This is a genomic window from Pseudoglutamicibacter cumminsii, assembly GCF_016907775.1.
Lineage (GTDB): Bacteria > Actinomycetota > Actinomycetes > Actinomycetales > Micrococcaceae > Pseudoglutamicibacter > Pseudoglutamicibacter cumminsii.
The window spans coordinates 1,072,327-1,085,353 of sequence record NZ_JAFBCO010000001.1 but is presented as its reverse complement, the minus strand read 5'-3'; the positions used below and the strand labels follow the sequence as shown (position 1 = coordinate 1,085,353).

At 58.5% G+C, this 13,027-nt stretch carries 10 protein-coding genes and 3 tRNA genes; 6 read left to right on the top strand and 7 right to left on the bottom strand.

Translation table 11 applies throughout. From position 1 onward, the window contains the following. Positions 1-77: 77 nt before the first annotated feature. Positions 78-779, bottom strand: coding sequence for a DUF6318 family protein (locus tag JOD50_RS05020; protein ID WP_204880646.1), 702 nt, complete (start codon positions 777-779; stop codon positions 78-80). Positions 780-1,194: 415 nt separating this feature from the next. Between JOD50_RS05020 and JOD50_RS05015 the strand changes: the two genes are divergently transcribed. Continuing rightward, on the top strand, positions 1,195-2,475 hold the full coding sequence (locus JOD50_RS05015; RefSeq protein ID WP_204880645.1) for a glycosyltransferase 87 family protein: 1,281 nt from the start codon (positions 1,195-1,197) through the stop codon (positions 2,473-2,475). Positions 2,476-2,643: 168 nt separating this feature from the next. Here the strand turns inward: JOD50_RS05015 and JOD50_RS05010 are convergent. The 3 genes from JOD50_RS05010 to JOD50_RS05000 all read right to left on the bottom strand — a co-directional run bounded on the left by JOD50_RS05010 (position 2,644) and on the right by JOD50_RS05000 (position 2,986). Further along, a tRNA-Phe gene (locus tag JOD50_RS05010) sits at positions 2,644-2,716 on the bottom strand. Positions 2,717-2,765: 49 nt separating this feature from the next. After that, positions 2,766-2,839: transfer RNA gene (locus JOD50_RS05005), tRNA-Asp, on the bottom strand. Between the two features lie 74 nt (positions 2,840-2,913). Further along, positions 2,914-2,986: transfer RNA gene (locus tag JOD50_RS05000), tRNA-Glu, on the bottom strand. A gap of 135 nt (positions 2,987-3,121) precedes the next feature. Between JOD50_RS05000 and JOD50_RS04995 the strand changes: the two genes are divergently transcribed. After that, on the top strand, positions 3,122-3,490 hold the full coding sequence (locus JOD50_RS04995) for a metallopeptidase family protein (RefSeq protein WP_204880644.1): 369 nt from the start codon (positions 3,122-3,124) through the stop codon (positions 3,488-3,490). An 85-nt stretch (positions 3,491-3,575) separates the two neighbouring features. Here JOD50_RS04995 and nagB read toward each other — a convergent pair whose 3' ends face one another. Next, positions 3,576-4,367 (bottom strand): glucosamine-6-phosphate deaminase, encoded by a 792-nt coding sequence (gene nagB, locus JOD50_RS04990; protein WP_204880643.1) that lies wholly within the window; start codon positions 4,365-4,367, stop codon positions 3,576-3,578. A gap of 395 nt (positions 4,368-4,762) precedes the next feature. Between nagB and JOD50_RS04985 the strand changes: the two genes are divergently transcribed. Next, positions 4,763-6,613 (top strand): C40 family peptidase, encoded by a 1,851-nt coding sequence (locus JOD50_RS04985; RefSeq protein WP_204880642.1) that lies wholly within the window; start codon positions 4,763-4,765, stop codon positions 6,611-6,613. Positions 6,614-6,686: 73 nt separating this feature from the next. Here the strand turns inward: JOD50_RS04985 and JOD50_RS04980 are convergent, their stop codons facing one another. Together JOD50_RS04980 and JOD50_RS04975 are read right to left on the bottom strand one after the other, a co-directional pair. After that, on the bottom strand, positions 6,687-7,799 hold the full coding sequence (locus JOD50_RS04980) for a universal stress protein (protein WP_204880641.1): 1,113 nt from the start codon (positions 7,797-7,799) through the stop codon (positions 6,687-6,689). Between the two features lie 288 nt (positions 7,800-8,087). Next, positions 8,088-8,903 (bottom strand): SDR family oxidoreductase, encoded by an 816-nt coding sequence (locus JOD50_RS04975; RefSeq protein ID WP_204880640.1) that lies wholly within the window; start codon positions 8,901-8,903, stop codon positions 8,088-8,090. 412 nt (positions 8,904-9,315) lie between these two features. Here JOD50_RS04975 and JOD50_RS04970 point away from each other — a divergent pair, with 412 nt between their 5' ends. The 3 genes from JOD50_RS04970 to JOD50_RS04960 all read left to right on the top strand — a co-directional run bounded on the left by JOD50_RS04970 (position 9,316) and on the right by JOD50_RS04960 (position 13,012). Beyond that, complete coding sequence (locus JOD50_RS04970; RefSeq protein ID WP_204880639.1) at positions 9,316-10,761, top strand: NCS2 family permease; 1,446 nt, start codon at positions 9,316-9,318, stop codon at positions 10,759-10,761. 495 nt (positions 10,762-11,256) lie between these two features. Beyond that, positions 11,257-11,940: a DUF6318 family protein gene (locus JOD50_RS04965; protein ID WP_204880638.1), complete on the top strand. Its 684-nt coding sequence runs from the start codon at positions 11,257-11,259 to the stop codon at positions 11,938-11,940. Beyond that, positions 11,897-13,012, top strand: coding sequence for a hypothetical protein (locus JOD50_RS04960; protein WP_204880637.1), 1,116 nt, complete (start codon positions 11,897-11,899; stop codon positions 13,010-13,012). The genes JOD50_RS04965 and JOD50_RS04960 overlap by 44 nt, the downstream gene beginning before the upstream one ends. Positions 13,013-13,027 lie beyond the last annotated feature (15 nt).

Here is a 13,027-nt window from a genome sequence, read left to right as displayed (position 1 = left end):
CAAGCGCCCTCTCGCCGACGAAGAGGAGAACAAGGCATGTCAGTGTGGAAGTTATAGCGAGGAGCTTCTTGTGCGTATTAGCGTTTGACACCGTAGAACCCCTCTATTTTCCAGCGATTATCGACACGTTCCAGCACAAGCATGCCGTCATCAGTTGAGTTGGCTGCCACGGTTTGTTCGGCTTCGGCTTTTCCTGGTACAAAGTAGGAACGTTCCGCCTCGTGGACTGTGAACGTTACGTAGTAGTTGCCGTCGTCAAGCTTCTTATTCGGTGCTTTGATCTTTTCGTAACGGATTTTCCCGCCCACAGTCCAGGCCTTGTGGTCTTTCATACGCGAGAACGTTTTGTTGATTTCGTTGCAGTACTTGCAGTCACGTGAAGTGATTTCCCAGAACTCGTCCCGGAAGGATCCGGTTTCCCACCCGTAGTTAAGCTCTTTCAGCCAGTGTTCGATGAACGCGACCTGCCCCGCTTTGCTCTTTTCTTTCGCGACTTCGGGCAACGGTCCCGGGACGGGTACGTTGCGTGCGGGGTGTTTCGGTGTGGCCGGCTCGTAGGGTCCTGATGGCGATGCTGATTCAGAAGCCGATGCGACCGATGATACGGGCGATGGTGTGGCTGAGGCGTCAGCCACCTGGGTTACTGATGGTGATGCGGAAGCCGGCGGCGCGGTATCAGCCGTTGGCGCGTCGTCGTTATCTGCGCCGCAGGCAGCTAGCCCAACAGCGAGGGCAAGCGTGAGTCCGGCTGCGATAGTACTTCGTCTTAGATCTGGCATGATTGTGCCCCTTAAACATGTCACTGTTTCCAGAAACTAAGGTAAGCAAACACAGCTAGATGCACCATAGAAGAACAAAGCTCATATTAGATTCACAACTTCAACACAGCTTCAATCGGTCGGATTCCTTGTGATTCCGCGGGAATCAGCAACGGAACGACCGCGTCGTCATGTTTAATCTGTCCGGGCCTGCGGATAACAGCAAGCATGAAAGACATTCATCGGCATCAAATGCATGCAAGCATTCCTTCAACGTCGAGACTTTGTCGGCGAGGCTATTAACACAGCGGCGGCCGAGCATCCACCTGCTAGCCCCTGCAGCATCGGGAGCAGAACATCCACGCACGAAGCAGCTCAACTCCCTCTGCATTGCCAGCTCCATGAGGTTACAGAATTAGTGGAATAATCAGCCTCTATGCAGACAAAAGAACTGATTTCGCCAAACCCGGCGGATTATAAGCACCTCAACATCAACCGCACAACGAAAATAGTGTTGAGCGTACTGCTTGTTCTTTTAGTTCTGGAAAAAATCTTCAATCTCGACGGCTTCAACTACAACCTAGACCTCGACGTCTACCGTCTCGGAGCGCAACGCGTCCTAGACGGCCAAGAACTCTACGACGGCGCGTTCCACATCACCGAAGACATCTACCTACCATTCACCTACCCGCCGATCTCCGCGCTACTCTTCACTCCCCTCGCGCTAGTCCACCTCAACGTCTCTGCCGTTCTACTGACCTGCGCCACAGTCGGCGTCACATGGTGGATGCTCGCCTACACACTGAACTCGGCGGCACGACTAGACCGCATGTCGGCAGGATGGATTTCAGTAGCCCTCACCGCAGTTTTCATCTACCTAAGTCCCATCAACACCACCATCGGCTACGGACAAATCAATGTACTACTCATGGGCATAGTCTTCGTCGACATGCTCGTCGTACCTCGCCGCTATCGCGGTCTTCTTACAGGCGCAGCCGTAGCCATCAAACTGACACCCGCTGTGTTCGGCCTCTGGTTCCTCCTACGTAAAGACTGGGGCTCCATCCTACGGATGGGCGCAGCAACGATCGGCGCAACCGCCATTGGGTGGCTCATCCTGCCGCAAGACTCGCTGAAATACTGGACTCACACGCTCATCGAAACCGGGCGGATCGGTAGCTCCGCATACGCCCTGAACCAGAGCATCAACGGCCTGCTCTACCGCTCAGGCCTCCGAACCGACGAATCGTCCGGTCTACTATGGGTCGTGCTGGTCTGCCTCGCACTGGCAGTCATCGCATTCATCATGCACAACCTACTGAAAGCTCAGGCGCCGATCGCCGCGCTCTGCGTCAACTCTCTCTTCGCGCTCCTCGCCAGCCCAGTCTCCTGGAGCCACCACTGGACATGGGCGCCAATTCTCCTGGTAGCACTCGCGAGCTATGCAACCGCGAACCGCGCTTTCCCACTCGCGAACCCACGCTGGCTATCGATCACCCTGGTCACTCTCGGCTTCATAGCGTTCGCTTACGAACCATACGCGTTCGTGCCCTTCGACAACGACACCGAATACCACTGGAACACCTGGCAGATTATCGTCGCTAACAGCTACATGTGGTGGACCATCCTTGCTCTGATCGTCATGACAATCCGCTTCGCTCTACCGCACGGTAAGACGCAAGAAGACGCGGAAATGTCCGCGACTTCGACTACCTAGCCCAACAAAACCTGCCTGTTGGCTAACGAGTGCGCCGCGGGGCGCGGGCCCCGGCGGCCGGGCGGCCGTGGAGGCCGAGCGGCGGCCGGGCATTCACCTGCTAGCCCGTGCAACATCGGGAGCAGAATTAAAAAGAAAAACCCCCACACGAAGTGGGGGTTTCAAACGTGGCTCCGACCGGCGTCGATCCGGTGACCTTTCGATTTTCAGTCGAACGCTCTACCAACTGAGCTACAGAGCCGAACGGCCATCTTGCGATGGCCGTTCAGATGCTTCTTTCGAAGATCTCGCGACCCTGACGGGACTTGAACCCGCGACCTCCGCCGTGACAGGGCGGCGCGCTAACCAACTGCGCTACAGGGCCGTGAAGCGAAAACGCTCACAAGGTCAAAACTCTACCAGGACTTATCTTGTAGTCCAAATCCAAAGTTTTGAACGTACCCCCAACGGGATTCGAACCCGTGCCGCCGCCGTGAAAGGGCGGTGTCCTAGGCCGCTAGACGATGGGGGCCTAGTGCGTTGTGCACCGAGATACCAGTGTAATGCATAAACGCGAAGTAGACTAATCGAGCACAAGATTTAACCTAAAACCCCGAGATTTCAAGGTTTAATCGGCGTGTCACCCGGTGCCGCATATGGTTAAAACATGGCTTTCCGCGTCACCACCGAAGCGTTCGAATACGCAGCCCACTCGGTATACGAGCAGCTACCTCGCGAGCTCACCGCCGCGATGAACAACGTTCATATCTTCATCGAGGAAGAGCCCGAACCTGGATTCAGCGAACACCCCGACGCGCTCACCTACGGCTACTACGACGGGACGCCACTCACGGAACGCGGCGAAGACGAAATGGGGCAACTCCCCGACCGCATCGTCCTCTTCAAAAGCACCTTCGAAGAAACCTGCGCCAACTGGGCCGAAATCGTGCGGGAACTGCACATCACGTTCGTCCACGAAATCGCCCACCACCTCGGTTTCGAAGAAGACGAACTCCACGAACTCGGCTGGGGCTAACCACCCCCCGTTAAAACCTTTGGCATCGTGTGTGCTGTTATTTGCGACGCAAAATAACAGCACACACGATGCCAAAGATGAAAAATTAGCGGCGAGGCTTCGGAATCGCGTCCTCGTTCGCGGAAACGAAATCGTAGTAATCCCGCGCCTTCAACGCTGCACCAGCAACCGCATCGACATACACATCACAGCGACGATGGAACTGAAGCACAGACGCCGGAACCATCGCAGCAACAGGGCCTTCCACCATGCCTGCGACCGCAACAGCCTTCGCCGCGCCCGTCGCAATCATGAGCACCCGGTCCGCATCCATAACGGTACCGATCCCCTGCGTAATGCAGTGAACAGGGACAGCATCGATGTCGTTATCGAAAAAGCGGGAATTATCCTGGCGCGTCTGCGGGTGCAACGTCTTCACGCGAGTACGTGAGCCCAACGCGGAGCCCGGCTCATTGAACCCGATGTGGCCGTTGCTGCCGATACCGACAATCTGCAGGTCAGCGAAACCACGCTTAGCCATTTCAGCTTCGTATTTCTCCGCCTCAGCGCGTGGATCCTCAGCCATGCCATTAGGGATGAAAACCTGCTCAGGCTTCAAACCCCACTGCTCAGTGACGTATTTAGTCAGCACCGAGTGATAGGACTCCGGATGCGTTGGCTCCAAGCCGATGTACTCATCCAACGCAAAACACGTGATCTTCGACACGTCTAGCCCGTGGTCGCAAACATGCTCCGCCACGTAGTTGTAAATGCCGATCGGCGAAGAACCGGTCGCCAAACCAAGAACCAAATCTGGCTTGCGACGGATGGCGTCAACAACTTCAGCGCCAGCCTTCTTTTCGGCATCTGTTCTTGTCTTAGAAATGATCACGTCCATAGAACTACTCTAAGCGCCAACCCGACTCATTCCGCGTAGATTCCGCTGAGTTACCCGAAAGGGATGCGTCTCTTTTCAGCCCCACATCCCCTGTAATCAAACCTTCGGCATCAAGAGTGCTGTTATTTCTGCGTTACCTATGCGGCCTGCGAGGCCATGCCGCTGCATCCTTCCTGTACTTAATAACGACAATTTTGTTGCCAAAGATAAAGATCTGTGGGGCGAATGTTACTCGTGTTACTCATGTGACTACTGTGAATTGTGTTTACGATGTTGCCAACGTTATAGAAGTTTCGTAGAGTGTCCGAGAGACCTTTACTGAATCGTGATCTCGCCGCAACAAGCGGGCCGCGATTCAGGCAAATCAGAGCTTCCCCAAACAAAAGGACTTCCCCATGGCACAGCGATTCCGCCTTGCCGCCGCGGTCACCGCCGTCGCGATCACCGCAACCACCTTCGTCGGCGTCGCCAACGCATTCCCGGGCGCACCAACCGCAAAGCCACTGCAGAAGCAGCGGGCAAACGTCCCATCTGCACACGAAGTCAACACTGCGAAGCTTTCCCCAGCATCCGCTAAGGAAATGCGCAAAACCCTCGAGACGCAGCTAACCCAGACGTCTCTCACCCTCAATTCCGCCCAGGCCAACGCACAGCTTGCTTGGGACGCCCTCAGCGCCGCTCAGCAGCGCGCTGTCCAGAAGGGTGAAGAAGCCGCTGAAGCCAAGCGCCAGCTCGAGGCCGCACGCAAGGCAGAAAAGCGCGCCAGCAAAGACCTCGGCCGCATCGCGTCGGAAACCTACCGCAACGGCGGCATCAAAGTCGGCCCAGCAGAACTCCTCACCGCCGAAGACCCGCAGGAGCTCCTGAACCGCTCCGACGTTCTCCGTCACCTCTCCGACGCACGCGCCCGCGACCTCACCAACGCACGCAACGCAACCGAGCTCGCATCCCAGTGGGACGCGTACGCACAAGCAACTGCACACGCCGCTGAGAAGGCACTCGGCGAGCAGACCGACGCCGAAACCAAGGCGCAGAAGGTCGCCACTGAAACCCGCGTCACCGTTCTGCAGGCAACCGCAGACCAGAACGAACTGCTTGACCGCCTCGCTGACCTCAACGGAACGAGCCGCTCCGAAGAAGAAAAGGCCTTCCAGAAGCGCGAAGACGAACGCCTCCAGCGCGAATTCGAAGCCGCACAGGCAGCTCAGCGTGAAGAAGAAGCCCGCGCCCAGGCTGAAGCTGCGCGCGCCGAAGCCGAGCGACAGGCCGCAGAGCAGGCCAGCTCCGTCGTCGACGGCATCGAACGCCCTGAAAACGTCATCGAAGATGAAGCCGACGATGCGGTAGCCGGCGAAATCGTCGACGGCCCGAGTGACGAAGAGCTAGCTGAAGCACAGCGACAAGCAGAGGAAGAAGCCGCCCGCGTAGAAGCCGAACGCGAGGCCGCCGAGCAGGCCGAACGCGAACGTGTGGCAGAAGAGAAGCGCAAGCAGCTCGAAGCCGAGCAGGCTGAAGCAGCTAAGAAGGCCGCAGAAGCACGCAAGGCACAGGAAGACGCCAAGCGCAAGGCAGAAGAAGCTCAGCAAGCCGAACGCGAACGCCTCGAGCGCGAAGCTGCCGAGCGAGCCGAAGCCGCTAAGAAGGCAGAAGAGGCTCGGAAGGCTGCCGAAAAGAAGGCTGCTGAGGAAGCCGCTCGCGCTGAAGCCGAGCGGAAGGCCGCTGAGAAGCGCGCCGCTGAGAAGAAGGCCGCTGAAAAGCGCGCCGCTGAGAAGCGCGCCGCTGAGAAGAAGGCTAAGGAAGAAGCCGCAAAGAAGGCCGCTGCAAAGAAGAAGGCTAAGGATGCCAAGAAGAAGGTTGCATCCGCCGGAACAGGCAAGCAGGCCGCTCTCAACTGGGCACTCAACATCGCCAACTCAAGCGGTTACGGCTACGTATTCGGCGCCAACGGTCCACGATACTTCGACTGCTCGTCCTTCGTGCAGAACGCGTTCCGCCAGTCCGGTATTTCAACACAGCGCGTAGCAAGTGCACAGTTCACCGGCGCACCACAGCAGGTCAACCTTAAAAACCTGCAGGTTGGGGACCTCGTGTTCTCCTCCAATAACGGCGCCCCATCGGGCATCTACCACGTAGCGATCTACATCGGCAACGGCCAGGTAGTCCACGCCCGCAACCCGCGGGCAGGCATCTCCGTCACCCCGATCAGCTACGTCAACAACATCTACCCGCTGGCGGCACGCTACTAAACCCCAGCAAAATTAAAAAGTAAGGGTCTGGCCATGCCCCACCGGCATGACCAGACCCTACGAAACGGGGCGGTTAGTTCTCCTCAGCCTCCGGCATCGGACCGAACTCGCCACGGTTCTCAATACGCTCATCCTTACGAGCCGGAACCACCAGCACAGGGCACTTCGCGTGGTTCAAGACCGACTGCGACGTCGAACCCAGCAGCATGCCCGCGAAGCCGCCGCGGCCACGCGTACCAGTGATCAGCAGGCGGGCCCGCTTCGATTCCTCAATCAAAACCTGAGCAGGAACACCCTCAACAACAGCAGTCGAAACGCGCAAACCCTCAAAGTGGTGGCGCAACCAGTCAGCCGCTGCGGAAAGCTGTGTGTTCATCTCCTGGATCACCGACTGCTGATCCATCGCGGACGCCGCCCACATCTGCGTGCCTGAAAGCGGCGGCAGGGCCCACACAACCTTCAACTCACACCCGCGCGCAACAGCTTCCCGAGCCGCATCCAGCATCGCCAGGCGAGCAGAAGTGGAACCATCCACACCAACAACAACCGTGTCTGACGCTTCCTTACGCGCCAGCGAACCCTTAGGCACAACCACGGTCGCGCAATGTGCATGCGGCGGAACAGCCGAAGCAACCGAACCCAAGATACGGCCGAAGAAACCGCCACGGCCGCGAGCACCCATCACAACCATCTCAGCGTGCTGCGAGTATTCCAGCAAAGTGCCTGCCGCATCGCCCGTTTCAACGTAGGCGCGCACGCGGTCAACCGGAGCGAACGGAACCTCAGGATTCTCGTGACGGCGGCGATCCAAGTCCGCCAGGGCTTCACGCAAAACCGTCTCCGCGCCGGAACGCAGCGTCTCATCATCCAGCGCCGAATATCCGGCGTCCATCGCGGTAGCAACGAACGTTGGGATCGTGTACGACATCACGGCCTCAACCGGAAGATTACGACGGCCACCCTCGGCCGCTGCCCACGCGAGTGCTTCGAGCGACTGCTCCGAACCATCGACACCCACGACGACAGCTCCAGCGCCAGGCGTGTTCTTCTTCTGCGCTTCTTCCCTGTTGCGGGCGTCCTCCTGCTTGCGTGCTTCCAAACGGATCGCGGCGAGGTCCAACGCCGACGTGTCAACGTTCGGTTCGTTGGCGGGAGGGGTCGGGGTGGTCTCTGGGTTTTCGGTCATGGTGAAACTCCTACAGATGATTCGCGTTTTCCGCGTTCTACTTCCACCGTACCCGCGAAACCTGTGTATCCGCGAGAAGTCGTGGTCTAAAACCGGAGATTAATAACAGCACTCACGATGCCGAAGGTTTAGTTTTACAGCACTCACGTTGCCCAAGATTGAAAGGACGATGGGGTGGATGCGTGGTCGCTACTTGTCGCCTTCTGCTGGTGTTAGTTAGTTAAAGCACCGGTGTCGGGAACCTTGCGGATCCCGACACCGTTGGCCGTTGAATCTAAAAACTGCGCGTTATGCGATCTCGTCCATACGCTTTGGTTCGTGCCAGATGTCGGCGCCGCGGCCCTGATCCATGCTGTCGAAACCGCCGTCGACGTAGATGATCTGGCCGGTCATCGAACGGTTGCCTTCCGACACGAGGAACGCGAGCACTTCAGCGATCGCTTCCGGCTGCACGGCGCCGTTCAGTGGTGCCGGCATGCCGCTCATAACCGCTTTGCGGCCTTCCTCGGTCGCGAGCAGCTCCTTCGTCATCGGGGTCTCAACAACGCCCGGGCCAACCGCGTTGATCGCGATGCCCTTACCAGCGAACTCCCCCGTCGGGGCGACGGTGCGAACCCAGGTAGCGATCGCACGCTTCGACGCCGAGTAGTTCGCGTAACCGATTTCCTGGCCCTTCTCCGCGAGCGCGGCGCCGTATTCGATGGCCTCGTCACGCTTGCCGTCCAGCAGAAGCTTCACCAGGTTCACGTCCGTCGGCTGAAGCGAAGCGGCCGATGCGGTGACAGCTACGCGCGGATTGTCCGACTTCTCGAGCAAAGGCTTGAGCGCCTCGATCGTGTCGACAGCGCCGAAGAAGTTCACCTTCACATCGAGTGGCGTCTGCGAAGCTGTACCAGCGTTCGCGACGATCGCGTCGATGTGATCGTGTTTCTCGCTGATCGCCTCAACCATGTCCCCGATCGACCCGATGTTCGTCAGATCGACCTCAAGATCAGCGCCCTTCAAGTCGACGCCAATCACGGTCTCGCCCTGCTGCCGCAAAAGATCCGCGGTAGCCTTACCGATTCCAGAACCAGCGCCGGTGACGACAACAATTCGAGCCATTGAACTCCACCCATTCCTTGAGATCGTGGATTAATGAGACGCCTTAATGATATCAACAGGGCCGCAAAGTATATAGCTTTCAAAGTGACAAAATAGCGACTTTCCAGGCAACACCTTGTAGCAGGTCATGTATCGCCGCGCAAACCCTCACAGGCGCGATGGCCTTGCAACCTCTCACCAACCTTTCACACAACCGCACATTAAAAAATCACAACTACAGCATCAATAAATCGACTACAAGCCTGCATCTATTCGATAACTTTCAAACCAATAATCATTCACCCGGCAACCTGACACCCCAGACCAACCCCACCCCGCATCGAACACAACCCCACAAAAGCGACCAACAACACCACGCAAAGCCGCGACATCAAGCCTCACCCCACGTCGTACAACAGATAGAATTCACACCATGTCATCACCACAAACCACCCAAACCACCAGTGGGTTCGACAAATACTTCAAGCTCAGCGAACGAGGCTCAACCCTCGGCCGTGAAATCCGCGGCGGTTTCGCAACCTTCTTCGCGATGAGCTACATCGTCGTCCTCAACCCACTCATCCTCCAAGGCGCCGACACCAACGGCTACGAACTCGGCATCGCCCGCGTCGCAGCAGCAACCGCATTCGTCGGCGGCCTCCTCTCCATCATCATGGGCCTCTGGGCGAAACAGCCCTTCGCCCTCGCAACCGGCCTCGGAGTCAACGCGCTCGTAGCCGTCACCGTCGCGACCAACCCGGGACTCTCATGGCAAGCAATGATGGGCCTCGTGGTCATCGCGGGTGCCATCATGTTCGTCCTCGTGCTCACAGGGTTCCGAACCGCAGTCTTCAACGCGGTCCCGGCAGGGCTTAAAACCGCGATCGTCGTCGGCATCGGCGCGTTCATCACACTGATCGGCCTCGTCAATGCGGGCTTCGTACGCACCGGCCCAGGCACCGTCGTCACCCTCGGCATTAACGGCCGCCTCGTCGGCTGGCCAACCCTCGTCTTCCTGTTCGGTCTGTTCCTCACCATCGCCCTCGTGGTCCGCAAAGTACGCGGCGCGATCCTCATCGGCATCATCGCGTCCGCGATCCTCGCGAACATCCTGCAGGCGACCCTCAACATCGGCGCAGGCGGCGAAGACAACCCGACCGGATGGGCGCTCGTCGTCCCAGGCCAGAACTTCACGTGGCAGCTGCCTGACCTGTCCCTCATCGGGCAAGCCAACGTCGTCGAAGCGTTCACCCCAGCATCCGTCGGCGCGATCGGCGCGATCCTGCTGGTGTTCGTAATCCTGCTGTCCATCTTCTTCGACGCGATGGGCACCATGGTCGGCCTCGCAACCGCGGCCGGAACGATCGATAAGGACGGCAACATCGAGAACGTGGACCGCGTACTGCTCGTCGACGCGGCGGGCGCGGTCGCCGGCGGTGGCGCGGGCGTTTCATCGAACCAGATCTTCGTTGAATCCTCCGCCGGTATCGCCGAAGGCGCGCGCACCGGTATCTCAGCCATCGTCGCTGGCGTCCTGTTCCTGCTCGCGATGTTCCTGACCCCGCTCGTCCAGTTCGTGCCGTTCGAAGCCGTCGCTCCAGCGCTTGTGACCGTCGGCTTCCTCATGATGAGCCAGGTCACCAACATCGACTGGAACGACATCGGCATCGCACTGCCAGCGTTCCTCACTATCCTGTTCATGCCGTTCACCTACTCCATCGCGGACGGCATCGGTGCAGGCTTCATCGCGTTCGTGTTCATCCGCCTCGTACAAGGCCGGGTCAAAGACGTCCACCCACTCATGTGGGTCGTCTCCGCGTTCTTCATCCTGTTCTTCGGGATGGGTCTAGTCGACGGATGGACAGGCGCCTCCGCCTAACCAAATCTCACCTTCGGCATTAAAATTGTAGAAATAATGCCGACCCCAGCGGGGCTGTTGCGACCAGTGAAAACTGGCCGCGGCAGCCCCGCTTTATGTTGGTGAGGTGGGGTGGCAGGCGTGGCGACGGCCGGCAATGCGGGGCGGCCGGGTGGCGGTGTGGCTCGGTGGTGCGGACCCGCGGCCGGCGGGTGGCCGGCTGGCGGCGGTACGGCCGTCGCCGGGGCAGCGCAACCGGCGCGCTACCGGCGCGCTTATGTAGCTTTGATGACTCTCGACGTCTTTCACGCTTGTTGTTATCCGCAGGCTCGGACAGGTTCAACAAGGCGAGGCGGCCGTCCCGTTATCGATTCCCGCGGAATTACAGGGAATCCGACCGTTGAAAGCTGTGCTCAGGTTGTGAATCTAATATGAGCTTTGTTCTTCTATGGTGCATCTAGTTGTGTTTGCCTACCTTAGTTTCTGGACGCAGTGACATGTTTAAGGGGCACATTCATGCCAGATCTAAGACGAAGTACTATCGCAACGGGACTCACGCTGGCTCTCGCGGTTGGGCTAGCCGCCTGCGGCGCTAATAACAACGACGCGGCGCCGGCTGATACGGCGCCGTCTGTATCCCAGGTGGCCGACACATCAGCCACACCACCGCCCGCATCATCGGCCGCATCGCCATCTGAATCAGCAGCGCCATCGGGACCATACGAGCCGGCCACATCCAAGCATCCGGCACGCAACGTTCCTGACCCGGGACCGCTGCCCAAGGTAGCGAAAGAGAAAAGCAAAGTTGGGCAGATAGCTTTCGCTGAGCACTGGTTCAAAGAAGTCAACTATGCGTGGGAAACAGGTGGCTTCCGGGACGAGTTCTGGGAGATCACTTCACGCGACTGCAAATACTGCCAAGCTGCCGAGAAAACGTTTGCGCGCATGAAGAAAGATAATGCTTGGATTGTCGGCGGATACAACCACTTCGAGAATATCCACGCTCCCAATAAGAAACTTGATGACGGAACGTACTACGTCACGTTTACCGCTTATGAAGAAGAGCGGGTCTTCTTTAGGCCTGGCGAGTCAGCAGCAGTAGAAACAACGGCAGCGGGCTCGACTGATGCAGGAACACTCATCTTGGAACGCAAGAATGACGGCTGGGAAGTCCAAGGGGTATACGGTGCTGGGCGCTAAAACTCGCAACAAGATCACCGGCGCTATTGCGGCAATCATCAGCTACTTCTTAATCGTCAATGGTGGTATTGCAAACGCCGCAAAGGTTTCCTACGACGGAGAAGGAGGCAGGTTGGAGGTACACGACGTGCAAGAGGAACGGAACGTCAAAACCCTTCCCGGGGCTTCTTCGCCAGAGCCGGCTACCGCTGCTCCGGTGCGGTTGGGTCCGCGGCCCGTGTGGCATCAAGCATGCAGGACCACGGGGGTCGCGGCTCGGTCTGGCGCGGTCACCGGATCGACCACAGTGGTTGGGACCGGCCTTCACCTAGCCGAGGTTCAGGACCGACGCGCTCTCAAGGCAGCTCGTACCCAAGCCTGCACCCACCGGGCCGTGAGCGAGTGTGGCGAACGATCCGACCTGCTCTACACGCGGACCGGGGGCCAGTCACGGGTCGCGTGCCGCTATAAAGGCAAACCATCTAAGCGAGCGCCAGAGCAGCGGCCACTATCGTTGACCGAAGTCCGGACCCTCGTCGCGTCAGAGACGAAGCACATCCGGGTCGATGCCGGGCAAGTGACCACGGATGCGATCAAACCCAACACCATCACCAACGCCTGGACCAACTTCTACCTCACCGGAAGCGACGGCGGATCGCCCACATCAGACGGTGTGATCCGTAAGAAGGTGAAGGTACTCGACGAACCCGTCACCGTAGAACTCACACCAAAACAATGGCGGTATACGTACGGTGACGGCAACGCTCGCATCTCACGCACACCAGGCAAGATGCTGCCCACCAAAGCTGATGTGTGGGAGACAGAAACCTCGACCTCCCACCAATACCGCAAACGCGGAACCTACACGGTTGAAGCCACCGTGACCTATACCGGCCGGTACAGCCTCGATAACGGTAAAACCTGGGACACCATCCCCGGCACCCTCGATATCAACGCCAAACCACTGAACATCCGCGCCTGGACACTCAAAGCCGTCAACGTCTCCGGGCCCTGCCAACCAGGCAACCCCACCAACGACCCCACCTGCGAAAAACAAGACCTCACCATCTTCAAACCACGCCAAACACGCTAACCACCACGTCTAGCG

Coding starts and splice junctions, on each gene's coding strand:
- JOD50_RS05020 (WP_204880646.1), bottom strand. CDS start 779: ATGCCAGATCTAAGACGAAGTACTATCGCAGCCGGACTCACGCTTGCC.
- JOD50_RS05015 (WP_204880645.1), top strand. CDS start 1,195: ATGCAGACAAAAGAACTGATTTCGCCAAACCCGGCGGATTATAAGCAC.
- JOD50_RS04995 (WP_204880644.1), top strand. CDS start 3,122: ATGGCTTTCCGCGTCACCACCGAAGCGTTCGAATACGCAGCCCACTCG.
- nagB (WP_204880643.1), bottom strand. CDS start 4,367: ATGGACGTGATCATTTCTAAGACAAGAACAGATGCCGAAAAGAAGGCT.
- JOD50_RS04985 (WP_204880642.1), top strand. CDS start 4,763: ATGGCACAGCGATTCCGCCTTGCCGCCGCGGTCACCGCCGTCGCGATC.
- JOD50_RS04980 (WP_204880641.1), bottom strand. CDS start 7,799: ATGACCGAAAACCCAGAGACCACCCCGACCCCTCCCGCCAACGAACCG.
- JOD50_RS04975 (WP_204880640.1), bottom strand. CDS start 8,903: ATGGCTCGAATTGTTGTCGTCACCGGCGCTGGTTCTGGAATCGGTAAG.
- JOD50_RS04970 (WP_204880639.1), top strand. CDS start 9,316: ATGTCATCACCACAAACCACCCAAACCACCAGTGGGTTCGACAAATAC.
- JOD50_RS04965 (WP_204880638.1), top strand. CDS start 11,257: ATGCCAGATCTAAGACGAAGTACTATCGCAACGGGACTCACGCTGGCT.
- JOD50_RS04960 (WP_204880637.1), top strand. CDS start 11,897: ATGACGGCTGGGAAGTCCAAGGGGTATACGGTGCTGGGCGCTAAAACT.